The 23,576-nt window shown below is 63.2% G+C and carries 24 protein-coding genes and 1 tRNA gene; 8 read left to right on the forward strand and 17 right to left on the reverse strand.

All coding sequences use genetic code 11. The features are described from left to right. Positions 1–5: 5 nt before the first annotated feature. The 9 genes from fdx to trmJ form a co-directional block, all read right to left on the reverse strand. Positions 6–347 carry an ISC system 2Fe-2S type ferredoxin gene (gene fdx / locus N5C28_RS19260; RefSeq protein ID WP_279824809.1) on the reverse strand — a complete coding sequence of 114 codons (342 nt, stop codon included), beginning with the start codon at positions 345–347 and terminating at the stop codon, positions 6–8. A 2-nt stretch (positions 348–349) separates the two neighbouring features. Continuing rightward, entirely contained in the window at positions 350–2,215 is a 1,866-nt protein-coding gene (hscA, locus tag N5C28_RS19265) for a Fe-S protein assembly chaperone HscA (protein ID WP_279824810.1), read from the reverse strand. Positions 2,216–2,269: 54 nt separating this feature from the next. Next, entirely contained in the window at positions 2,270–2,791 is a 522-nt protein-coding gene (gene hscB / locus N5C28_RS19270; RefSeq protein ID WP_279824811.1) for a co-chaperone HscB, read from the reverse strand. A gap of 8 nt (positions 2,792–2,799) precedes the next feature. Then, complete coding sequence (iscA, locus tag N5C28_RS19275) at positions 2,800–3,123, reverse strand: iron-sulfur cluster assembly protein IscA (protein WP_160344046.1); 324 nt, start codon at positions 3,121–3,123, stop codon at positions 2,800–2,802. Between the two features lie 10 nt (positions 3,124–3,133). After that, a complete protein-coding gene (gene iscU / locus N5C28_RS19280) occupies positions 3,134–3,520 on the reverse strand; it encodes a Fe-S cluster assembly scaffold IscU (RefSeq protein WP_003248539.1) in 387 nt (128 codons plus the stop codon). 45 nt (positions 3,521–3,565) lie between these two features. Beyond that, positions 3,566–4,780, reverse strand: a complete 1,215-nt coding sequence (locus N5C28_RS19285; protein WP_279824813.1) for an IscS subfamily cysteine desulfurase — start codon at positions 4,778–4,780, stop codon at positions 3,566–3,568. Between the two features lie 48 nt (positions 4,781–4,828). Further along, on the reverse strand, positions 4,829–5,320 hold the full coding sequence (gene iscR, locus N5C28_RS19290) for a Fe-S cluster assembly transcriptional regulator IscR (protein ID WP_279824814.1): 492 nt from the start codon (positions 5,318–5,320) through the stop codon (positions 4,829–4,831). 141 nt (positions 5,321–5,461) lie between these two features. Continuing rightward, positions 5,462–6,241, reverse strand: coding sequence for a serine O-acetyltransferase (gene cysE / locus N5C28_RS19295; RefSeq protein ID WP_279824815.1), 780 nt, complete (start codon positions 6,239–6,241; stop codon positions 5,462–5,464). Next, positions 6,234–7,013 carry a tRNA (cytosine(32)/uridine(32)-2'-O)-methyltransferase TrmJ gene (gene trmJ, locus N5C28_RS19300; protein WP_279824816.1) on the reverse strand — a complete coding sequence of 260 codons (780 nt, stop codon included), beginning with the start codon at positions 7,011–7,013 and terminating at the stop codon, positions 6,234–6,236. The genes cysE and trmJ overlap by 8 nt, the downstream gene beginning before the upstream one ends. A 144-nt stretch (positions 7,014–7,157) precedes the next feature. Here trmJ and suhB point away from each other — a divergent pair, with 144 nt between their 5' ends. Then, positions 7,158–7,973, forward strand: coding sequence for an inositol-phosphate phosphatase (gene suhB, locus N5C28_RS19305; protein WP_279824817.1), 816 nt, complete (start codon positions 7,158–7,160; stop codon positions 7,971–7,973). 81 nt (positions 7,974–8,054) lie between these two features. Here the strand turns inward: suhB and N5C28_RS19310 are convergent, their stop codons facing one another. The 6 genes from N5C28_RS19310 to queA form a co-directional block, all read right to left on the reverse strand. After that, entirely contained in the window at positions 8,055–8,591 is a 537-nt protein-coding gene (locus tag N5C28_RS19310) for a glycine zipper 2TM domain-containing protein (protein WP_279824818.1), read from the reverse strand. Between the two features lie 122 nt (positions 8,592–8,713). After that, positions 8,714–9,628 carry a protein translocase subunit SecF gene (secF, locus tag N5C28_RS19315; protein ID WP_279824942.1) on the reverse strand — a complete coding sequence of 305 codons (915 nt, stop codon included), beginning with the start codon at positions 9,626–9,628 and terminating at the stop codon, positions 8,714–8,716. A gap of 15 nt (positions 9,629–9,643) precedes the next feature. After that, positions 9,644–11,512 (reverse strand): protein translocase subunit SecD, encoded by a 1,869-nt coding sequence (secD, locus tag N5C28_RS19320; RefSeq protein ID WP_279824819.1) that lies wholly within the window; start codon positions 11,510–11,512, stop codon positions 9,644–9,646. A gap of 72 nt (positions 11,513–11,584) precedes the next feature. Next, positions 11,585–11,920, reverse strand: coding sequence for a preprotein translocase subunit YajC (gene yajC / locus N5C28_RS19325; protein ID WP_279824820.1), 336 nt, complete (start codon positions 11,918–11,920; stop codon positions 11,585–11,587). A gap of 40 nt (positions 11,921–11,960) precedes the next feature. Then, positions 11,961–13,076, reverse strand: coding sequence for a tRNA guanosine(34) transglycosylase Tgt (tgt, locus tag N5C28_RS19330; RefSeq protein ID WP_279824943.1), 1,116 nt, complete (start codon positions 13,074–13,076; stop codon positions 11,961–11,963). 14 nt (positions 13,077–13,090) lie between these two features. Continuing rightward, positions 13,091–14,140, reverse strand: a complete 1,050-nt coding sequence (gene queA, locus N5C28_RS19335) for a tRNA preQ1(34) S-adenosylmethionine ribosyltransferase-isomerase QueA (RefSeq protein ID WP_279824821.1) — start codon at positions 14,138–14,140, stop codon at positions 13,091–13,093. A 113-nt stretch (positions 14,141–14,253) separates the two neighbouring features. Between queA and N5C28_RS19340 the strand changes: the two genes are divergently transcribed. The 3 genes from N5C28_RS19340 (at position 14,254) to N5C28_RS19350 (ending at position 15,661) form a co-directional block, all read left to right on the forward strand. Next, a tRNA-Leu gene (locus N5C28_RS19340) sits at positions 14,254–14,338 on the forward strand. Positions 14,339–14,845: 507 nt separating this feature from the next. Then, positions 14,846–15,058, forward strand: coding sequence for a cold-shock protein (locus N5C28_RS19345; protein WP_279824822.1), 213 nt, complete (start codon positions 14,846–14,848; stop codon positions 15,056–15,058). 105 nt (positions 15,059–15,163) lie between these two features. Then, complete coding sequence (locus N5C28_RS19350) at positions 15,164–15,661, forward strand: RDD family protein (protein WP_279824823.1); 498 nt, start codon at positions 15,164–15,166, stop codon at positions 15,659–15,661. 45 nt (positions 15,662–15,706) lie between these two features. Here the strand turns inward: N5C28_RS19350 and lptG are convergent, their stop codons facing one another. Both lptG and lptF read right to left on the reverse strand, forming a co-directional pair. Further along, the gene (lptG, locus tag N5C28_RS19355; RefSeq protein ID WP_279824824.1) at positions 15,707–16,768 is read right to left on the reverse strand and encodes an LPS export ABC transporter permease LptG; all 1,062 of its coding nucleotides are present in this window, start codon (positions 16,766–16,768) and stop codon (positions 15,707–15,709) included. Beyond that, positions 16,761–17,882: an LPS export ABC transporter permease LptF gene (gene lptF, locus N5C28_RS19360; RefSeq protein ID WP_279824825.1), complete on the reverse strand. Its 1,122-nt coding sequence runs from the start codon at positions 17,880–17,882 to the stop codon at positions 16,761–16,763. The genes lptG and lptF overlap by 8 nt, the downstream gene beginning before the upstream one ends. A 142-nt stretch (positions 17,883–18,024) precedes the next feature. Between lptF and N5C28_RS19365 the strand changes: the two genes are divergently transcribed. The 4 genes from N5C28_RS19365 to N5C28_RS19380 all read left to right on the forward strand — a co-directional run bounded on the left by N5C28_RS19365 (position 18,025) and on the right by N5C28_RS19380 (position 23,510). Next, positions 18,025–19,515 (forward strand): leucyl aminopeptidase, encoded by a 1,491-nt coding sequence (locus N5C28_RS19365; protein ID WP_279824826.1) that lies wholly within the window; start codon positions 18,025–18,027, stop codon positions 19,513–19,515. A gap of 214 nt (positions 19,516–19,729) precedes the next feature. Further along, the gene (locus N5C28_RS19370; RefSeq protein WP_279824827.1) at positions 19,730–20,146 is read left to right on the forward strand and encodes a DNA polymerase III subunit chi; all 417 of its coding nucleotides are present in this window, start codon (positions 19,730–19,732) and stop codon (positions 20,144–20,146) included. 9 nt (positions 20,147–20,155) lie between these two features. Next, entirely contained in the window at positions 20,156–20,545 is a 390-nt protein-coding gene (locus N5C28_RS19375) for a DNA polymerase III subunit chi (protein WP_279824828.1), read from the forward strand. A gap of 133 nt (positions 20,546–20,678) precedes the next feature. After that, entirely contained in the window at positions 20,679–23,510 is a 2,832-nt protein-coding gene (locus N5C28_RS19380; RefSeq protein WP_279824829.1) for a valine--tRNA ligase, read from the forward strand. Positions 23,511–23,576: the final 66 nt, after the last annotated feature.

The following is a 23,576-nucleotide window of genomic DNA, read 5'->3' on the forward strand; positions in this document are numbered from 1 at the left end:
CTGACTCAGTGCGGCGCTTCGGCGGCATGGTTGAGCGAATACTTCGGAATCTCGATCGTCAGGTCTTCGTTACCAACGATGACCTGGCACGCCAGGCGCGATTGCGCTTCCAGGCCCCAGGCCTTGTCCAGCATGTCTTCTTCGAGTTCGTCCGCCTCTTCCAGGGTGTCGAAACCCTCGCGCACGATGCAGTGGCAGGTGGTGCAGGCACAGACACCGCCGCAGGCGCTTTCCATTTCGATGTGGTGGTCATGGGCCACGTCGAGAATGGACACGCCGGGCTCGACCTCCACGACCAGCCCATCCGGGCAAAAAACCGCGTGGGGCAGAAAAATGATCTGCGGCATGCTTATTCCTCGATCTCATTAAGACGACGGCCGGCCAGTGCGGCCTTGACCGTGGCATCCAGGCGACGAGCGGCAAAGGCATCGGTCACCTGGGTCAAACGTTTGGTCTGTTGCTCGATGGCCAGGCCATCGCTTCCCGCCATCAGGTCGCGCAAGTCCTGCATCTGCGCTTCGATAGCCAGACGTTCGTCGGCCTCCAGCAACGCCTGACCATCAGCATCGAGGGCCGCCTGCACGGCTTCCAGCAGGCGCTGCGCATCGACCTGCTGCTCACGCAGCACCCGGGCGACCTTGTCATCACCGGCATTCTGGAAGGAGTCCTGCAGCATACGGGCGATTTCGCCATCGGTCAGCCCATAGGACGGCCTGACCTGGATGCTGGCCTCGACCCCGGAGGCCAGCTCGCGCGCGGCCACGCTGAGCAGACCGTCGGCGTCGACCTGGAAGGTCACGCGGATTTTCGCCGCGCCCGCCACCATCGGCGGGATGCCGCGCAGCTCGAAACGCGCCAGGGAGCGGCAATCGCTGATCAGCTCACGCTCGCCCTGCAGCACATGAACCATCATGGCCGTCTGGCCATCCTTGTAGGTGGTGAATTCCTGGGCACGGGCCACGGGGATGGTGGTGTTACGCGGAATGACTTTTTCCATCAGCCCGCCCATGGTTTCCAGACCCAGCGACAGCGGAATCACGTCCAGCAACAGCAGCTCTTCCCCATCGCCGCGCTTGTTGCCTGCCAGGGCATCGGCCTGGATGGCCGCACCGATCGCCACGACCTGATCCGGATCGATGTCGGTCAGCGGTTCGCGGGCGAACAGCTCACCAACGGCCTGACGCACACGCGGCACACGGGTCGAACCGCCAACCATGACCACGGCCTCGACTTCTTCCAGTTCGATGCCGGCATCACGCACGGCGCGGCGGCATGCCTTGAGGCTGCGACCGACCATGGGTTCGATCAACGCGTCGAACTGTTCACGGCTCAATTGCCCCTGCCAGTCGCCATGACTCACGACCGTGCTGGAGGCAGTGGTCAGCGCTTCCTTGGCCGCACAGGCCATGGCCAGCAACTGGCGCTGCTCGCCGGGCGCCAGGTCCGCGGAAGCGCCCGCCTGCTCGACCACCCAATTGGCGATGGCGTGGTCGAAGTCATCGCCGCCCAGGGCGCTGTCGCCGCCAGTCGCCAGGACTTCGAACACGCCGCCGGTCAGGCGCAGGATGGAAATATCGAATGTACCGCCGCCCAGGTCGTAAATGGCCACCACGCCCTCGGCGTGCTGGTCCAGGCCATAGGCGACTGCAGCAGCTGTCGGCTCGTTGAGCAGGCGCAGCACGGTCAGCCCGGACAGGCGCGCTGCGTCCTTGGTGGACTGGCGCTGGGCGTCATCGAAATACGCCGGCACGGTGATCACGGCACCCACCAGCTCGCCCCCCAGGGCGCTTTCAGCACGCTGACGCAGGACCTTGAGAATATCCGCCGAGACTTCCACCGGGCTCTTGGCCCCCTGGACCGTCTCGATGAACGGCATGTGCGACTCACCCTCGGCGAAGCGATAGGGCAACTGCTCGCCCAGTTGCTTGACGTCCGCCAACCCACGACCCATCAGGCGCTTTACCGACAGCACAGTGTTGAGCGGATCGGACGACGCCGCCGCCTTGGCAGCCGCGCCCACTTCGACGCGATCGGCGTGGTAGCGAACGGCCGACGGCAGGATGACCTGCCCATCGGCATCGGCCAATGGCTCTGACAAGCCGCTGCGCACGGCAGCGACCAGCGAATTGGTGGTACCCAGGTCAATGCCGACCGCCAGCCGACGCTGATGGGGCTGGGGGCTCTGTCCGGGCTCGGCAATCTGCAGTAAGGCCATGGTTATTCAGTGCTTATCTAGGTGCCGGGCGCAGCGTCGACTGCTGCGCGAGCGTTAATCGTCGAGGCGCTCTTCCAACTGGCGGACCTCGTGGGAAAGCTTGTCGAGGAACTGCATCCGTCGCATCAGGCGCTCGGCCTCGGCGCGACGGGCCGTATCATCCCAACAAACGGCGAAGCGCTCGTTCAACTCGTCCTGCGCGACCTTCAGGCGCCGCTTGAAGGCCGCGACACCCGCCAGATCGGCGCTGTCCTGCAGGTCTTCGAGCTCTTCACGCCACTGCATCTGCTGCATGAGGAAGTCCGGATCCTGCACCGTGACCTCCAGCGGCAGCTCCGGGCCACTCAGGGCCAGCAGGTAGCGCGCACGCTGCGGCGCGTTCTTGAGGGTCCGGTAGGCCTCGTTGAGGCTGGCGGACTGTTCGAGCGCTATGCGCTGCTCACGCTCGCTGGCATCGGCAAAACGGTCCGGGTGGACGTTGCGCGCCAGCTCGCGATAACGCGCCGCCAGCTGCTCGAGATCCAGACGGAAGCTCGGCTGCAGGTCGAACAAAGCAAAATGACAAGGACTGCCCACAACGCGCCTCAGATATTGAAGCTCTCGCCGCAGCCGCATTCGCCGCGAACGTTGGGATTGTTGAACTTGAAGCCTTCGTTCAACCCTTCCTTGACGAAATCCAGTTCGGTGCCGTCGAGGTAGACCAGGCTCTTGGGATCGATGATCACCTTGACGCCATGGCTCTCGAACACCTGGTCTTCGCTGGCGGTCTCGTCGACGAACTCCAGCACGTAGGCCAAGCCGGAGCACCCGGTGGTGCGAACGCCCAGGCGAATGCCCTCACCCTTGCCGCGCCCCTCGAGAGAGCGACGAACGTGTTGAGCGGCAGCTTCGGTCATGCTGATAGCCATCGAAACCTCCTCAGATCAGACCTTTCTTCTGCTTGTAGTCGCGCACGGCAGCCTTGATGGCGTCCTCGGCGAGTACGGAGCAGTGGATTTTCACCGGCGGCAGCGCCAGCTCTTCCGCCAACTGGGTGTTCTTGATGGTTTCCGCCTCATCCAGGGTCTTGCCCTTCATCCACTCGGTGGCGAGGGAGCTGGACGCGATTGCGGAGCCGCAGCCGTAGGTCTTGAACTTGGCATCTTCGATCACGCCCTGCTCGTTGACCTTGATCTGCAGACGCATCACGTCGCCGCAAGCCGGAGCACCCACCATGCCGGTACCGACATCCGGGTCTTCCGCATTCATCTTGCCGACGTTGCGCGGGTTTTCGTAGTGGTCAATGACCTTTTCACTGTAAGCCATGCTGGTATTCCTTCCTCATCAGAGAGCCGCTCTGTCGGCGACTACTTAGTGTGCCGCCCACTCGATCTTGGAGATGTCGACGCCGTCTTTGTACATATCCCACAGCGGCGAAAGTTCGCGCAGCTTGGTGACCGCTTCGCGCACTTTTTGCGCGGCGTAGTCGACTTCTTCCTCGGTGGTGAAACGGCCGAAGGTGAAACGGATGGAGCTGTGCGCGAGCTCGTCATTGCGGCCGAGGGCACGCAACACGTAAGACGGCTCGAGCGACGCCGAGGTACAGGCCGAACCGGACGAAACCGCCAAGTCCTTGAGCGCCATGATCAGCGACTCGCCTTCGACGTAGTTGAAGCTCAGGTTGAGGTTGTGCGGTACGCGGGCAGTCATGCTGCCGTTGACGTACAGTTCCTCGAGCCCTTCGAGCTGCTGGTAGAAACGGTCACGCAGCGCCAGCACGCGCTGGTTTTCCTGGGCCATTTCTTCCTTGGCGATGCGGAATGCCTCACCCATGCCGACGATCTGGTGGGTCGCCAGGGTGCCGGAACGCATGCCGCGCTCGTGGCCACCGCCGTGGGTCTGGGCTTCCAGACGAACACGCGGCTTACGGCGCACGTACAGGGCACCAACGCCTTTCGGGCCGTAGGTCTTGTGGGCGGAGAACGACATCAGGTCGACCTTGAGGGTCTGCAGGTCGATTTCCACCTTGCCGGTGGACTGCGCCGCGTCGACGTGGAAGAACACACCTTTGGAGCGGGTCAGCTCGCCGATGGCGGCGATGTCGTTGACCGTACCGATCTCGTTGTTCACGTGCATGATCGACACCAGGATGGTGTCTTCGCGCAGGACAGCCTCGACCATCGCCGGCGTGATGAGACCATCTTCGCCCGGCTCGATGTAGGTGACTTCGAACCCTTCACGCTCCAGTTGGCGCATGGTGTCCAGAACGGCCTTGTGCTCGATCTTGGAGGTGATGAGGTGCTTGCCCTTGCTGCTGTAGAAGTCGGCAATGCCCTTGATCGCCAGGTTGTCGGACTCGGTGGCACCGGAGGTCCAGACGATTTCGCGCGGATCGGCATTGACCAGATCGGCAACCTGACGACGACCGTTCTCCACCGCCTCTTCGGCTTTCCAGCCGAACACGTGGGAGCGGGACGCCGGGTTACCGAAGTTGCCATCGACCAGCAGGCATTCGCTCATTTTCTGCGCAACACGCGGATCAACCGGCGTGGTTGCGGAATAATCGAGGTAAATCGGCAATTTCATTGATCTTCTCCTATCAGGTATCAGGCCAGCAGGCCGGCGCCTTTACGCTCAGTCGACGGTAGACGCTTCAATTTTATCCAGTTGCGGCATCTTGCCATTACAACGGCGCTGATCCTGGCGCTGGGCAACTTCCTGTACCTCACTGCGGGTCACCAGGTCGGCCAGGCTGATACCGCTGAGAAACTCGTGAATCTGTTGGCTCAGGTCGCACCACAAATGATGGGTCAGACAGGTATCGCCCGCGTGACAATCGCCCTGCCCCTGGCAACGGGTGGCATCGACCGACTCGTTGACCGCATCGATCACCTCGGCAACCTGAATGCCCTGCATGTCGCGCGACAGCTGATAGCCGCCGCCCGGCCCGCGCACACTGGAAACCAGGTTGCCACGGCGAAGCTTGGCGAACAGCTGCTCCAGATAAGACAGGGAGATACCCTGACGCTCGGAGATGTCGGCAAGGGAAACCGGTCCGTGCTGCGCATGCAGCGCCAGATCGAGCATGGCAGTAACGGCGTAACGGCCTTTGGTGGTCAGACGCATGGAGGGATTACCACGGGGTCACTGTTTGGCGCGAGTATGCAATTCCCGAGTATTTAAGTCAACTATAAGACCTATTGATTTACTCAGGCTTTAGCCAAAAACGGAGGGCGCGAAGCATAGCAAATCCGCGCCCCGTGCGCATCAGGCAGCCGGTTTGTCGCCCTGCGCCTTGCAGACACCGGCGAAATCTTCCTCACGCAGGGCCGGCAGCTCCTTGGCGCAGTAATCACTGCCAAGCGCCGTCAAGGCCGTGCACATTCCCTCCAGGCGGCCGTCCACGGCCTGCAGGTGGTCGAGCAACTGCCCAATGGCCCGGGCGACCGGGTCCGGCATGTCCTGGCCAACGCCATAGGCGTCGAAGCCCAGCTTTTCCGCCATGGCCTGACGCTTGGCTTCCTGCTCGTCATCGTTCTTGACGATGATCCGCCCCGGGATGCCCACGGCCGTGGCACCGGCCGGCACCGCTTTGGTGACCACAGCGTTGGAGCCGATCTTGGCCCCAGCACCGACGGTGAACGGCCCGAGCACCTTGGCGCCCGCCCCCACCACCACTCCATCTTCCAGGGTCGGATGGCGCTTGCCCTTGTTCCAGCTGGTGCCGCCCAGGGTCACGCCCTGGTAGAGCGTCACGTCATTACCGATTTCAGCGGTTTCACCGATGACGATGCCCATGCCATGGTCGATGAAGAAGCGCCGCCCGATCCTGGCGCCGGGGTGAATCTCGATGCCCGTGGCCCAACGGCCGGTATTCGATACCACGCGCGCCAGCCACTTCCAGCCAGACGCCCACAGGGCATGGGCGATACGGTGCAACCACACAGCATGCAGACCGGGATAGCAGGTCACCACCTCCAGCGTGTTACGCGCCGCTGGATCTCGATGGAATACGCTCTGGATATCTTCTCGCATGCGCTCAAACATCTGACTTCCCCTGCTTGTGGTGCTCACCGCGCGCCGCCTTGACTGTCTCGGTCAAAATGCCGCGCAGAATATTCATTTCCAGCTTGGTGACGGCACTGCGCCCGTATAGACGACGCAAGCGACTCATCAGGTGACGCGGCTTGGCCGGATCGAGAAAACCGATCTCGACCAGGGCCAGCTGCAGGTGCTCGTAGAAGGATTCCAGCTCATCCGCCGTCACCGGCTGCGAGCTGAGAATGGCCGTGGTTTCGACCTTGGCCACCTTGGTAGGCTGGTTCTGCGCCGCCAGCCAGGCCATGCGTACCTCGTAGGCCAGCACCTGCACGGCAGCTGCCAGATTGAGCGAGCTGAAACCCGGGTCCGAGGGAATATGCACGTGAAACTGGCAGCGCTGCAGTTCTTCGTTTGTCAGGCCCGCGTATTCGCGGCCGAAGACCAGCGCGACCTCCCCGCCGGCCTGGGCCTGCTCGCAGGCCGCCACGCCGCATTCACGGGGGTCCAGCAGCGGCCAAGGGATGCGGCGATCGCGGGCACTGGTTCCGAGCACCAGGCTGCAACCCACCAGCGCCTCCTCAAGTGTTCCGACCACCTGGGCCCCGTCGAGGATATCGGTCGCGCCAGAGGCACGTGCCACGGCGTCGCCGCTGGGAAAATCCATGGGATCGACCAGCACCAGCCGCGACAAGCCCATGTTCTTCATGGCCCGCGCCGCGCCCCCGATATTGCCGGGATGACTGGTATTGACCAAGACCACACGAATATTTTGCAGCAACGCCAGTGCTCACACAGAAGCCGAGGGGGAGCAAATCTTACAGAAACCATCGGATTTATGCCACGCGCCGCCGAGGGGACGCTTCATCTGACAGGCTTTTCTGCTAGAATGGCCGGCTTTCTTTAACGACCCAGGTGACCTTCCATGCAGCCTATGCTGAATATCGCGCTGCGCGCAGCCCGTAGCGCCGGTGAAATGATCTTCCGCTCGATCGAACGCTTGGACGTCATCTCGGTCGACGAGAAAGACGCCAAGGACTACGTGACCGAGATCGACCGCTCCGCCGAGCAGTTGATCATCCAGGCCCTGCGCAAGGCGTACCCCAACCACGGCTTCCTCGGCGAGGAAGGTGGTCTGATCGAAGGCACCGGCGAAGGCGCCGACTACCTGTGGATCATCGACCCCCTGGACGGCACCACCAACTTCATCCGCGGCGTTCCTCATTTCGCCGTCAGCCTGGCCTGCAAGTACCGCGGCCGCCTCGAGCACGCGGTCATCATCGACCCGGTTCGCCAGGAAGAATTCACCGCCAGTCGTGGCCGCGGCGCCGCACTCAATGGCCGCCGCCTGCGCGTCAGCGGTCGCAAGGGCCTGGAAGGCGCCCTGCTCGGCACCGGCTTCCCGTTCCGCGACAGCCAACTGGACAACCTGGAAAACTACCTGGGCATGTTCCGCAGCCTGGTCGGCCAGACCGCCGGCGTTCGTCGTGCCGGCGCCGCCAGCCTCGACCTCGCCTACGTCGCCGCCGGTCGCTTCGATGCGTTCTGGGAGTTCGGCCTGTCCGAGTGGGACATGGCAGCCGGCGCCCTGCTGATCCAGGAAGCGGGCGGCCTGGTCAGCGACTTCAGCGGCGGCCACGACTTCCTCGAAAAAGGCCAGATCGTTGCCGGCAACACCAAATGCTTCAAGGCGGTCCTGACCGCCATCCAGCCGCACCTGTCGGCATCCCTGAAGCGCTGATTCAGGCGACAACAAAAAACCGGCCCAAGGGCCGGTTTTTTGTGCCTGTGCAAGGCTCCGAAGAGCCTCACAGCCGCGACGTTACTGGGCGACGTCAGCCAGAACCAGCTGACCGTCACGAACCGGAATACGCGCACCCGGATCACGGTCCATGCGCACCTGGCCGACCTTGCCGTCCAGGTCGTACTTCACGTTATAACCAACGACCTTCTCACTGCTGTCGGTCACGGTGTTGCAGCGCGTCTCCGTGGTCGTGTAGGTGTCGTTGGCCTGCATGTTTTCCTGCACCTTGTTACCGGCGTAGCCGCCACCCACTGCGCCCGCCACCGTGGCGATCTTCTTGCCGGTGCCGCCGCCGATCTGGTTGCCCAGCAGACCACCGGCAATGGCGCCGATCGCGGTACCCGCGATCTGGTGCTGGTCCTTCACCGGACGCTGACGGGTGACGGTGACGTCCTTGCAGACCTCACGCGGGGTCTTGATGGTTTCTTTGACAGGCTCAACGGCAAGGACTTCCGCATACGTCGGGCCACTGACCAAGCTGTACGTCGCAACAGCACCACCGGCCGTCACGCCTACAGCACCCAGCACAGCACCAACCAACATTGACTTGTTCATGCGAATCTCCTGATCACTCTAACGGCGCCTGTGCGCCTTACTCCTTGCCTTGGAAAAGCGAAACGGGCGACAAGTTCCCTTGTCGCCCGTTCGCGTGCATCGATGAGCAGCCCATCACAGTCTCATGGGCGTTCATCGATCTCCTCGGTGGAGACCGCCGGAGGAATCAGATCCTCGGAGGTGAGTTTCAGCCAGATCAACACCGGCGCACTGATGTACACCGACGAGTAGGTACCCACCACCACACCAATCAGCAGCGTGAGGGCGAAACCCGCCAGGCTGTCACCGCCGAACACCAGCAAGGCCACCAGGGCCATGGCCGTGGACGTCGATGTAGCGATGGTGCGGAGCAGGGTCTGGGTCACCGACACATCGATATTCTCGATGATCTCGGCCTTGCGCATTACCCGGAAGTTCTCGCGAATCCGGTCATAGATGATGATGGTGTCGTTCAGCGAGTAGCCGACCATGGCCAGTACCGCCGCCAGGACCGTCAGATCGAACGGGACCTTGAAAAAGGCCAGGATCCCCAGGGTCACGATGATGTCGTGGGCCAGAGAGCCGACCGCACCCACCCCGAACTTCCACTGAAAGCGGAAAGCCAGGTACAGCAGGATGCCGCCGAGCGCCAGCAGCATGGCCAGCCCCCCCTGGTCGCGCAGCTCCTCACCCACCTGCGGTCCGACGAATTCGACACGCTTGACGTCGAAGCGGGTCTCCATGTCGATCTTGCGCAACGATTCAGCCACCTGGGCACCCAGGTCGGGCGAGTCGCCCGCCATGCGCACCAATACGTCTGTGGTGGAGCCGAAACTCTGCACGACAGCATCACGGTACCCGGCCTCGGCCAGCTCGCTCTTGATCAGCTCAAGGTCGGCCGGCTGCTCGTAGGTCAGCTCGATGAGCGTACCGCCGGTGAAATCCAGGCCGAAGTTGAGGCCATTCTTGAACAGGCTACCCAAGCCGATCAGGCTGATAACCACGGTAATGGCGAACGCAATGTTGCGTATCGCCATGAACGGAATGCGGGATGGCAGCTTCATGGCCTTACCTCAAATCCACAGTTTCTTGAAGTTACGGCCACCGAAGATCAGGTTGACCATCCCGCGGGTGAACATGATCGCGGTGAACATCGAGGTGATGATGCCCAGCGACAGGGTCACGGCGAAGCCCTTGATCGGCCCGGTGCCCAGCGCGAACAGGATCGCCCCCACCAGCAGGGTGGTCAGGTTACTGTCGAGAATGGCGGTATATGCACGGTCGAAGCCCTCGTGGATTGCGCGCTGCACCGACAGCCCATTGGCCAGCTCTTCACGAATCCGTGAATAGATCAGCACGTTGGCATCGACCGCCATGCCCAGTGTCAGGACGATACCGGCAATACCCGGCAGGGTCAGCGTGGCCCCGATCACCGACATCAGACCGACCAGCAGCACCAGGTTGAACGCCAGGGCCACGGTGGCCAACACGCCGAAGAAGCGGTAGATGGCGATCATGAACAGCGACACCAGGATCATCGCCCATTCGGTGGACTCGATACCCTTGACGATGTTCTCGGCACCCAGGCTCGGACCGATGGTCCGCTCTTCGGCAAAGTACATCGGCGCCGCCAGACCACCGGCACGCAGCAGCAGCGCCAGCTCGGAGGATTCGCCCTGGCCGTTCAGACCGGTGATGCGGAACTGGCTACCCAGTGGCGACTGGATGGTCGCCAGGCTGATGATCTGTTTTTCTTCCTTGAAGGAGTCGACCTGCACTTCCTGCTCGACACCATCGACCATCTGCTTCACGTAGCGGGTCAGCGGGCGTTGCTCGATGAAGATCACCGCCATGCTGCGACCGACGTTGTTGCGGGTCGCACGGTTCATCAGCTCGCCGCCGTGGCCATCCAGACGGATGTTCACTTGCGGACGACCGTTCTCGTCGAAGCTGGCCTGGGCATCGGTGACCTGGTCACCGGTGATGATCAGTTCGCGCTCGAGCTGTACCGGCGGACGACCTTCCTCACGGAAGCCAAACGACTCGGTGGTGCCGCGCGGTGCGCTGGCATCGGCCTGCAGGCGGAATTCCAGGTTGGCGGTCTTGCCGAGAATACGCTTGGCTTCGGCCGTGTCCTGTACGCCCGGCAGCTCGACCACGATCCGGTTGGCGCCCTGGCGCTGTACCAGCGGCTCGGCGACACCCAGTTCGTTGACCCGGTTACGCACGGTGGTCAGGTTCTGCTTGATCGAGTATTCACGAATCTCGGCGATCTTCGCCGCGGTCAGGGTCACGCGCAGCACTTGTTGGCCGCCACGCTCCTGAGCATTCAGTTCGAAATCGGTGAAATCCTTGCGGATCAGCTGCTGTGCCTTTTCCAGCGAGTCGCTGTCGGCAAAGCCCAGCTGAATCGCCCCGCCCTGCTGCGGCATGCTGCGGTAGCGCACGCGCTCCTTGCGCAGCAGGCTCTTGATCTCCCCCTCGTAGACCTGGCGGCGTACATCCAGCGCCTTGTCCATGTCGACTTCGAGCAGGAAGTGCACACCACCCGACAGGTCCAGGCCCAGCTTCATCGGGCTGGCACCCAGGCTGCGCAACCACTCGGGCGTGGTTTGCGCCAGGTTGAGCGCAACCACGTAGTTGTCGCCGAGCGCCCTGCGCACGATGTCCTTGGCCGGAAGCTGGTCGCTCTGGCGGAGCAGGCGCAGCAGGCCGCTACGGCCCTGATCGCCGACACTCGACGCCTTGACCTCGATACCGGCATCGGCCAGCGCCTTGCTGACGCGGTCCAGATCGGCCTGGGCGATGGTCTGTGCGGAACTCGCGCCACTGACCTGGATGGCCGGATCGTCCGGATAGAGATTGGGTGCGGAATAGATCAGGCTGACGGCCAGCACGGCCACGATCAGCAGGTACTTCCACAGAGGGTATTTGTTGAGCATGAATGACGCCGCCCGCTTATGACGCGGGGCGCCTTGAGCGCCCCGTGAAGTGAAAAAACTGGAACCGACCGGTTAGATGGCTTTCAACGTGCCCTTGGGCAGGGTCGCGGCAATGGCCACTTTCTGAATCTTCAGTTCGACGGTGTCGGACACTTCGATGACCACGAAATCATCGCTAACCTTCGACACCTTGCCGGCGATACCGCCGGAGGTCACGACTTCGTCGCCCTTCTGCAGGTTGCCGATCAGGTTCTTGTGCTCCTTGGCGCGCTTGGCCTGGGGACGCCAGATCATCAGGTAGAAGATGACCAGGAAGCCGACCAGGAACACCCACTCAAAACCGGTGCCAGCTGGACCAGCCGCCGGGGCAGCCGCATCGGCGTATGCAGCAGGGATAAAAAAGCTCATGTAACACTCCTGTTGAAAGATCTTGTAAGTCAGCGATTAATCAATCCAGCGGCGGCGTTGGCAGACCGCGCCGAGCATAGAAGGCATCGACAAAGGCGGCCAATGTACCCTGTTGAATAGCCTCGCGCAAACCAGCCATAAGCCGCTGATAGTGGCGTAAGTTGTGGATTGTATTGAGCATGCTACCCAGCATTTCGCCGCACTTGTCCAAATGATGCAGATAAGCCCGCGAGAAGTGTTTACAGGTGTAACAGTCGCAGGTCGGGTCCAGCGGCGAATCGTCGTGCTTGTGGGTCGCGTTGCGAATCTTCAGCACGCCGGTCTCCACGAACAGGTGACCGTTGCGCGCGTTGCGGGTCGGCATCACGCAGTCGAACATGTCCACGCCGCGGCGCACGCCCTCAACCAAGTCTTCCGGCTTGCCCACGCCCATCAGGTAGCGCGGCTTGTCTGCCGGCATCTGCCCGGGCAGGTAGTCGAGCACGCGGATCATCTCTTCCTTCGGCTCGCCGACCGACAGGCCGCCAATGGCCAAGCCATCGAAGTCCAGCTCATTCAAGCCTTCCAGCGAACGCATGCGCAGCGATTCGTGCATGCCGCCCTGGACGATGCCGAACAGCGCTGCAGTGCTGTCGCCATGGGCCTCCTTGGAACGCTTGGCCCAGCGCAGTGACAGCTCCATGGAGCGCTTGGCCACGTCGAACTCCGCCGGGTACGGCGTGCACTCGTCGAAGATCATCACGATGTCCGAGCCCAGGTCACGCTGGACCTGCATCGACTCTTCCGGCCCCATGAACACCTTGGCGCCATCGACCGGCGAGGCGAAGGTCACGCCCTCCTCCTTGATCTTGCGCATGGCGCCCAGGCTGAAGACCTGGAAACCGCCGGAGTCGGTGAGGATCGGACCCTGCCACTGCATGAAGTCGTGCAGGTCGCCGTGGCGCTTGATCACCTCGGTACCCGGGCGCAGCCACAGGTGGAAGGTATTGCCGAGAATGATCTGCGCACCGATGGCCTCGATGTCGCGCGGCAGCATGCCCTTGACCGTGCCGTAGGTACCCACCGGCATGAAGGCCGGGGTCTCGACCACGCCACGGGGGAAGGTCAGGCGGCCGCGGCGCGCACGGCCATCGGTCGCCAGCAGTTCGAAGGACATGCGGCAGGTGCGTGTCATTGTTGGTCCTCGGGGCCGCGCGGTGCGGGATTGCGGGTGATGAACATGGCATCACCGTAACTGAAGAAGCGATACCCCTCGGCCACGGCGGTCCGGTAGGCCGCCATGGTTTCCGGGTACCCGGCAAATGCCGAAACGAGCATCAGCAGCGTCGATTCCGGCAGATGGAAATTGGTCACCAGGGCGTCGACCACATGGAACGGGCGCCCGGGGTAGATGAAGATGTCGGTGTCGCCGCTGAAGGGTTTCAGCACGCCGTCGCGCGCCGCACTTTCCAGTGAACGCACGCTGGTGGTGCCGACGGCGACGACCCGACCGCCACGCGCGCGGCAGGCAGCCACGGCATCGACCACCTCCTGGCCGACCTCCAGCCACTCGCTGTGCATGTGGTGGTCTTCGATCCGCTCGACACGCACCGGCTGGAAGGTGCCAGCGCCCACGTGCAGGGTCACGAAGGCGGTATCCACACCCTTCTCGGCCAGCGCAGCGAGCAGCGCCTGATCGAAATGCAACCCGGCGGTGGGCGCCGCCACGGCACCGGCGCGCGCCGCGTAGACGGTCTGGTAACGCTCACGGTCCGCCGCGTCGTCTGCGCGGTCTATATAAGGAGGCAACGGCATGTGGCCGACCCGGTCGAGCAGCGGCAGCACCTCTTCGCTGAACCGCAGCTCGAACAGGGCGTCGTGGCGCGCCAGCATCTGCGCTTCACCGCCACCTTCTATATGGATCAGCGAACCGGGCTTGGGCGACTTGCTCGAACGCACGTGGGCCAGCACCCGATGGCTGTCCAGAACCCGCTCCACCAGCACTTCCAGCTTGCCACCCGACGCCTTCTGGCCGAACAACCGTGCGGGGATGACCCGGGTGTTGTTGAACACCATCAGGTCGCCCGGGCGCAAGTACTCCAGCACATCACTGAACTGACGGTGCGCCAGCTCGCCGCTGCCGCCTTCCAGAACCAGCAAACGGCTGGCCCGGCGCTCGGCCAGGGGATGACGGGCGATCAACTGATCAGGGAGTTCGAAGGTAAAGTCGGCGACACGCATGACGGGAGGGAGGTCGTATTGCAGGGCGGCAAAGCTTACCGGAAATTGCCCGGACTGGCCACGCAAGTGCATTGACCTGCCCGGTGGGCATCCCTATACTGCGCCGCCATTGTGCCCCGGTGGCGGAACCGGTAGACGCGGCGGATTCAAAATCCGTTTTCGAAAGAAGTGGGAGTTCGAGTCTCCCCCGGGGCACCATATACAGCCCGCAAGCTCAGTGCTTGCGGGCTTTTTCGTTTCTGAGGCGTAGCTTTGGCGTAATCCTGGCAAGCCGCCGCAAGAAACTGGCCGTAATGGGCAAACCTGAAACTCCAGCGCACTACTTGTGCACAAGTAAGGTTAACGTTTGCGCCTGCCAGAATGCATGGTTTAAGCGCATTCATAATTCCCTTCCATTGCCTTCCAACTCGACTGGCAATTCGCCACGTGAAATGCCGCTTCGGCAACCGCGATTAGCACCGCGACAAAAACCTCGAAAACACCGTGATCCGCGCTCTATCCGGGGCTCGCGCAGGGGTTGGCATTTGTCTGTTAGTTAGCTAGAGTGATTGGACTGTGTTTGCATGGGTCGCTGTGAATCGTGACCTGATGCAGTAGATCCTCCAGATCCGCTACATCCCGCTCGACTTCTATTACTCTTTGCAACCAGTCTCAGTCCTCTATGGTTAGAGGCTGTCATCAACTCTAGTTTCAAGGAAATAAGACATGTCGAATCGTCAGAACGGTACCGTCAAGTGGTTTAACGACGAGAAAGGTTTTGGTTTTATCACTCCAGAAAGCGGTCCGGATCTGTTCGTACACTTCCGCGCGATCGAAGGTAACGGCTTCAAGAGCCTGAAAGAAGGTCAGAAAGTCAGCTTCGTGGCTGTGCAAGGTCAGAAAGGCATGCAAGCCGACCAGGTTCAAGTCGTCGCTTAACCTGCCGCTTCGAAAAAACCCCTGACGGTAACGCCAGGGGTTTTTTTATGCCCGCAGGAAAGTCGCGGTTAGAATGGTCCGCTATATCGTCACAGCGAGCCCATCATGCCCAAACACCAGCTGCGCCCCCAGGGGGATTTCCCCACTGCCGGCCCAATACGCCGCCTGGCGGCCGTCGTCTATGACTTCCTGCTCTGCGTCGCCCTGGTGATGGTGGTGACGCTGATCTACCAGCAAGGCGTGCTGCGCCTGATCTACGGCAGCGAACAACTGATGCTGATGTCGGAAGCGGGCGCCCTGGACCGCGACCCCATCGTGGCCAGCCTGGCACTGCTCAGCCTGTTCGGTTTTTTCGCCAAGTTCTGGACCCACAACGGCCAGACACTGGGCATGCAGGCCTGGGGCCTGCGCATCCAGAACGCCGACGGCAGTGCCATCGACCTGTGGCAGGCGCTGCTGCGCTTCGTGGTCGCCATCGGCTCCTGGCTGTTCGCCGGCCTTGGCTTTCTCTGGATGTTTTGGGACAAGCAGGGCCGCACCTGGCATGACATCTATTCGGACAGCCGCATGGTGCAACTGCCGAAGAACATTCACAAAAAGTGATCACCCACAAAAAAGCCGGCATCTAGCCGGCTTTTTTCCGCGGGTTCAACCCGCCCGGCGCAACAGCCAGGCCCCGGCCAGAGCGCACAACCCCGCCGGTACCAGCACCGCCAGCAGCGGCGAGAAGCCGAACACCAGGCTCGACGGACCCAGCAGGTCCTGGGCGATGCGGAACACGAAGCCCACCAGCACCCCGGTGAACACGCGCTGCCCCAGGGTCACCGAGCGCAGCGGCCCGAAGATGAACGAGATGGCCATCAGCACCAGGGCACCGGTGACCACCGGCTGCAGCACCTTGGTCCAGAACGCCAGCCAGTATTGACCGTTGCTCAGACCCTGCTCGGCCAGGTACTGGATGTAACGCCACAGCCCGGTGATCGACAGGGCTTCCGGCGCCAGCACCACAGTGCCCAGCAGTTGCGGGTTCAGTTCGACATCCCAGCGCTCGGCCGGCGCCTCGATCACTTCGGTGCCGCGCTCACGGAAATGCGTGGTCGCGACATTCTCCAGTTGCCAGTACTCGCCGTCGTACTGGGCACGCCGGGCGAAGCTTGCCGAGAGCATCTTGCGCTCTTCGTCGAAGCGGTAACGGGTCACGCCAAACAGAACGCCATTGGGTTGCACGGCGTTGATGTGCACGAACTCCTTGCCCTGCAGGTGCCACAAGCCGCGCTTGGCGCTTTGCGCCTCGCCGCCACCCTGGGCCATGGCACGGTTGGCCTGGGCGTGGTTTTCACTCCAGGGCGCCAGGTACTCACCAATCAGCACGCCGACCAGCATCAGCACCAGCATGGGCTTCATGACCGCCCAGACGATCCGGCCGATCGACACGCCGGCAGCGCGCATGATGGTCAGCTCACTGCTGCTCGCCAGGCTGCCCAGGCCAATCAGGCAGCCGATCAGGGCCGCCATCGGCAGCATTTCGTACATGCGCCGCGGCAACGTGAGGAAGACGTACCAGGCGGCGTCCAGCAGGCCGTAGTTGCCTTCCACGTCACCCAGTTCATCGATGAAGGCGAACAGCAGCGCCAGCCCGACGATGACGCCGAGCACGCTGAGAATCGCGAAAAACACCTGGGTACCGATGTACCGATCCAACTTAACCACGGGCAACCTCCAGTGTGGCGCGACGGCTTGCCCACTTCAGGCGCAGCGGCTCCCAGTACAACAACACGAACCCGATCACGATGAATATCCCATGCACCCACCACAGGCCGAGGGCCGGCGGGATCCTTCCTTTATCCAGCGCCCCCCGTGCGGCGATCAGCAGCGCCAGGTACGCCATGTACAGCAGAATGGCCGGCAACAACTTGAGGAAGCGCCCCTGGCGCGGGTTGACCCGCGACAGCGGCACCGCCAGCAGGGTCACCACGAACACCAGTAGCGGAATCGACAGACGCCATTGCAGTTCGGCCTGCAGGCGCGGGTCATCGCTGCCGAACAGCTCCCGCGTAGGGATCGCTTCGCGCTCGCTGACCTCGGCGTTGATCGAGGGCTTCGGCAGCAGCACGCCGTAGGTCTCGTACTGGATAGAGCGGTAATCCGCCTGGCCCGGGTTACCGTCGTAGCGGTAGCCGTTCTCCAGGATCAGATAGCGGCTGCCGTCGGCCTGGATTTCCTGGCGCCCGCGCTCGGCCACCAGCACGCTGATTCCGCGTTCCTTGTCGCCCTCGCGGGAAAAGCGCTTCTCGGAAATGAACACGTTCTCCAGGGCCGCCCGGTCTTCGGACAGCCCCTGGGTGTAGGTGACGCGGGTACCGCCCTTCATGGACTGGAAACGCCCGGGCACCAGGGTATCGAATTCGGTCAGGGCGTCCTGCTCATTGAAGATGCGGTCCACCTGCGACACGCCCTGGGGGGTCAGTCCCATGCTCAGCCAGGCCACCAGCAGCGCCACCACGGTGGCCGGGGCCAGGCTATAGACCATCAGGCGTTGCTGGCTCATGCCGGTGGCCGACAACACCGTCATCTCGCTGTCGAGGTACAGGCGTCCATAGGCCAGCAGGAAACCGAGAAACAGCCCCAGCGGCAGGATCAACTGCAGGAAGCCCGGCAGGCGGAAGCCCATGATGAGGAACAGCACGCCCGGATCGAGCACCCCTTGCGCGGCCTGCGCCAGGTACTTGATGAAACGGCCACTCATAATGATCACCAGCAGCACGGCACTCACCGCACTCAAGGTCACCAACACTTCACGAGACAGATAACGGAAGACGATCAAACCAGACACTCCAGGGTTGTCAGGCTCAGCGGGCTAAGCTCACACTAGCTCCACTGCTTGCCGGTTCGTGCGAAGACGAACCACTGAAAAAATATGCGGCATTATCCTGTAATACCGACTCGTTGTCTTGGGGACACCACGCATGGAATTTATTGTTAAAAGCGTTCGCCCGGAAACATTGAAGACCGCCACCCTGGTCATCCCCGTCGGCGAAGGCCGAAAACTGGGGGAAATAGCCAAGTCCATCGACACCGCCAGCGCCGGCGCCATCAGCGCCCTGCTCAAGCGCGGCGACCTCGCTGGCAAGCTCGGCCAGACCCTGCTGGCCCACAACCTGCCGGGCCTCAAGGCCGACCGCGTGCTGCTGGTCGGCTGCGGCAAAGACGCAGAACTGTCTGACCGCCAATGGCGCAAATTGATCACAGCCACCCAGGCTGTATTGAAGAATCTGGCTGGTGCTGATGCCGTGCTCGCCCTCGGCGACATCCAGGTCAAGGCCCGCGACGCCTACGGCAAGGCCCGCCTGCTGGTGGAAAGCCTGGCCGATGGCGGCTATGTATTCGATCGTTTCAAGAGCCAGAAAGCCGAGCCGGGCGCGCTGAAAAAGCTGACCCTGATCGCCGACAAGGCCACCCAGGCCGATGTCGAGCGCGCCAGCCGCCACGCCCAGGCGATCGCCGCCGGCATGGCCTTCACCAAGGACCTGGGCAACCTGCCGCCAAACCTCTGCCACCCCAGCTACCTGGCGGAAGAAGCCAAGGCCCTGGGCAAAGCCCACAAGAACCTGAAGGTCGAGATCCTCGACGAGAAGAAGCTCAAGGAGCTCGGCGCCGGCGCTTTCCTCGCCGTGGCCCAGGGCAGCGACCAGCCGCCACGGATGATCGTGCTCAACTACCAGGGCGGCAAGAAGACCGAGAAACCCTACGCGCTGGTCGGCAAAGGCATCACCTTCGACACCGGCGGCATCAGCATCAAGCCGGCTGCCGGCATGGACGAGATGAAGTACGACATGTGCGGTGCCGCCAGCGTGTTCGGCACCCTCAAGGCCGTGCTCGAACTGCAGCTGCCGATCAACCTGGTGTGTCTGCTGGCCTGCGCCGAGAACATGCCGAGCGGCGGCGCCACCCGCCCGGGTGACATCGTCACCACCATGAGCGGCCAGACCGTGGAAATCCTCAACACCGACGCCGAAGGCCGCCTGGTGCTGTGCGACACCCTGACCTACGCCGAGCGCTTCAAGCCGCAGGCGGTGATCGACATCGCCACCCTGACCGGCGCCTGCATCGTGGCCCTGGGCAGCAACGTTTCGGGCCTGATGGGTAACAACGACGAACTGGTGCAGGAAATCCTCGGGGCCGGCCTGACCGCCGACGACCGCGCCTGGCAACTGCCGCTGTACGACGAGTACCAGGAGCAGCTGGACAGCCCGTTCGCCGACATCGCCAACATCGGCGGGCCGAAGGCCGGCACCATCACCGCTGGCTGCTTCCTGTCGCGCTTCGCCAAGAGCTACCGCTGGGCGCACCTGGACATCGCCGGCACGGCGTGGATCAGCGGCGGCAAGGACAAAGGCGCCACCGGTCGCCCGGTGCCTATGCTGACCCAGTACCTGCTGAACCGCGCCAACGCCTGAACCGTCGGTTCAGCGCGCTGGGCACCCGCCATGCCGCCTCGCGCGGCATGGCCGTCTGATCAATGCGATGAACAAACAGGGCTTCGCCCGTGTCTCTAGCGGTGTAAACTCCGCGCCCTCGCCCGCCTGGCCACCCCGGCGGGCGATTGCGCTGAGCCGGCCGGATGCCGGTTCGCGAGATTCTGTAGCCTGATCGCCTCTCAACGAGACCGTTATGCGCGTCGAATTCTACGTACTGTCCACCGCTACCTCGGCCGACCGCCTGCGGGCCGCCTGCCAACTGGCGATGAAAGCCTGGCGCGCCGGTCTGCCGGTCTTCGTGCGGGGCACCGATGACGAACAGTGCCGGGCGGTCGACGAGCTGATGTGGCGCTTCAAGGCCGAAGCTTTCGTGCCCCACAGCCTGCACCAGGATGACCCGCACGCCCCGGTGGCCATTGGCGTGAACGAGGAGCCGGCCGCGACCCAGGGCGTCCTGATCAACCTGGCCAGCAGCCTGTCACCGCATGTCGAGCGCTTCAGCCGGGTGATCGAGATCGTCAACCAGGAACCGGACCTGCTGACCGCCTGCCGGGAGAATTTCCGCACCTACCGCCAGCGCGGCTATGATCCCAAACGAGTTGAACTCTAGAACCGCACCATGGACACCCCGAAACCGCCGCAACGACCTGCCCACCTGCTGGACGACCTGGAGTCGATCCGCGAGCTGCTGGGCGACCAACACGACGAGCCGCCACTGCTGGTCGACTCGATCGACCTGGACAGCATTCCGGTCCTCTCGGATATCGTCTCCCCGCTGCCGCCCACTGCCACGCCGATCCCGCCGAGCCAGGCCAGCAGCCTGCGTGAAACCGTGCAGCAGAGCGTCAGCCAGAACAGCGACGTGAACCGCCTGGACGGCGAACTGCGTGCCGCCGCGCAACTGATCCTGCAGGATGTCATCGACGATTTCGTGCCGCAGATCGAAGCCGAACTGAAACGCCGCCTCGAAGCCCGCCTGACTCGCCTGCTCCCGCCCCGCCGCCCCTGAGTCGAACGGGCGCGCCCCGCCCGCTCCCCGGACAGCGCAGCGCCCCATCAGTCATATGGCCTTACGCCGCAAGGGCCTTCCCCGCTATACTTCTCGGCTTTTCCGATCAGCCGTCAAAAGGGTCCCGCCGCGCATGGACAAGACCTACCAGCCGCACGCCATTGAAACCGCCCTGTACCAGAACTGGGAGGCGAACAACTATTTCGCCCCGCAGGGCTCGGGCGAGCCCTACACCATCATGATCCCGCCGCCGAACGTCACCGGCAGCCTGCACATGGGTCACGGGTTCAACAACTCGATCATGGATGCGCTGATCCGTTTCCGCCGCATGCAAGGCCGCAACACCCTGTGGCAGCCAGGTACCGACCACGCGGGCATCGCCACGCAGATGGTCGTCGAGCGCCAGCTGGCCGCCGACGGCATCGGCCGCCACGACCTGGGCCGCGAAAAATTCCTGGAGAAAGTCTGGGAATGGAAAGAGCAGTCCGGCGGCACCATCACCCGTCAGATCCGTCGCCTGGGCAGCTCCGTGGACTGGTCGCGCGAGCGTTTCACCATGGACGACGGCCTGTCCGAAGCGGTCAAGGAAGCCTTCGTCCGCCTGCATGACGACGGCCTGATCTACCGCGGCAAGCGCCTGGTCAACTGGGACACCAAGTTCCACACCGCCATCTCCGACCTCGAAGTGGAAAACCACGACGAGAAAGGCAGCCTGTGGAACCTGCGCTACCCCCTGGCCGACGGCAACACCACCGCCGACGGCAAGGACTACCTGATCGTCGCCACCACCCGCCCGGAAACCATGCTCGGCGACGCCGCCGTGGCCGTGCACCCGGAAGACGAGCGCTACAAGGCACTGATCGGCACCTTCGTCGAGCTGCCACTGGTTGGCCGCCGCATTCCGATCATCGCCGACGACTACTGCGACCCCGAGTTCGGCACCGGTTGCGTGAAGATCACCCCGGCCCACGACTTCAACGACTACGAAGTCGGCAAGCGCCACAACCTGCCGCTGCTCAACATCTTCGACAAGAACGCTGCCGTGCTGGCCAAGGCCCAGGTGTTCAACATCGACGGCAGCGTCAACGGTGAGATCGACGGCAGCCTGCCGGCCGAATACGCCGGCCTGGACCGTTTCGAGGCGCGCAAGCAGATCGTCGCCGCCTTCGAGGCCGCCGGCCTGCTGGAGAAAATCGACGACCACGCGCTGAAAGTGCCGAAGGGCGACCGCTCGGGCACCGTCATCGAGCCGTGGCTGACCGACCAGTGGTACGTCTCCACCAAGCCGCTGGCCGAGAAGGCCATCGCCGTGGTCGAGAATGGCGACATCCAGTTCGTGCCCAAGCAGTACGAAAACATGTACTTCAGCTGGATGCGCGACATCCAGGACTGGTGCATCAGCCGTCAGCTCTGGTGGGGCCACCGCATTCCGGCCTGGTACGACGAGTCGGGCAACGTATACGTCGGTCGTGACGAGGCAGAAGTGCGCGCCAAGCACAACCTCGGCGACGCCACCCTGCGCCAGGACGACGACGTGCTCGATACCTGGTTCAGCTCCGGCCTGTGGACCTTCTCCACCCTGGGCTGGCCGCAGCAGACCGACTTCCTCAAGACCTTCCACCCCACCGACGTGCTGGTCACCGGCTTCGACATCATCTTCTTCTGGGTCGCCCGGATGATCATGCTGTCCACCCACCTGACCGGGCAGATTCCGTTCAAGACCGTGTACGTGCACGGCCTGGTGCGCGACGGCCAGGGGCAGAAGATGTCCAAGTCCAAGGGCAACGTGCTCGACCCGCTGGACATCGTCGACGGCATCAGCCTCGACGCCCTGCTGGAGAAGCGCACCACCGGCCTGATGCAGCCCAAGCTGGCCGAGAAGATCGCCAAGCAGACCAAGGCCGAATTCCCGGAAGGCATCGCCGCCTACGGCACCGACGCCCTGCGCTTCACCAACCTGGCGCTGGCCTCCACCGGTCGTGACATCAAGTTCGACATGGGCCGCGTCGAGGGCTACCGCAACTTCTGCAACAAGATCTGGAACGCCGCCAACTTCGTCATCGAGAACACCGATGGCCAGGACACCGGCGTCAATGGCGAGCCGGTGGAGCTGTCCTCGGTGGACCGCTGGATCATCTCCGCCCTGCAGCGCACCGAAGCCGAAGTGACCCGTCACCTCGATGCCTTCCGCTTCGACCTGGCCGCCCAGACCTTGTACGAGTTCATCTGGGACGAGTACTGCGCCTGGTACCTGGAGCTGGTCAAGCCGGTGCTGTGGGACGAGAACGCGCCGATCGAGCGCCAGCGCGGCACCCGCCGCACCCTGGTGCGCGTGCTGGAAGTGGCCCTGCGCCTGGCCCACCCGTTCATGCCGTTCATCACCGAAGAAATCTGGCAGCGCATCAAGGGCCAGGCTGGCGTCGCCGGCGACACCATCATGCTGCAGACCTGGCCGGTGGCCAATGAAAGCCGCATCGATGCCGCTGCCGAAGGCGACATCGAGTGGGTCAAGCAGCTGATGCTGGGCCTGCGCCAGATCCGTGGCGAGATGAAAATCTCCATGGCCAAGCGCATCGACATCATCCTGGCCAACGCCAGCGACGAAGACCGCCGCCGCCTGGCCGACAACGCGCCGCTGCTGAACAAGCTGGCCAAGCTGGAGTCGGTGCGCGTACTGGCCGCCGGTGAAGAAGCACCGATGTCCGCCACCGCCCTGGTCGGCGAAATGGAAGTGCTGGTGCCGATGGCCGGGCTGATCGACAAGGACGCCGAACTGGCGCGCCTGGACAAGGAAATCGCCCGCCTGGACGGCGAGGTCAAGCGGGTGGGCGGCAAGCTGTCCAACGAAGGCTTCGTGGCCAAGGCCCCGGCTGACGTGCTCGAGAAAGAGCGCGCCAAGCTGGCCGAAGCCGAACAGGCCCTGGGCAAGATGGTCGAGCAGCGCGGCAAGATCGCCGCACTCTGATCCTTCTGCACTGACAGAAAAGCCCGCGGCCCTCACCGGCGCGGGCTTTTTTGTCGTTTGGCGCCA

The sequence above is a fragment of the Pseudomonas sp. GD03944 genome, from assembly GCF_029839275.1.
Taxonomy (GTDB): domain Bacteria; phylum Pseudomonadota; class Gammaproteobacteria; order Pseudomonadales; family Pseudomonadaceae; genus Aquipseudomonas.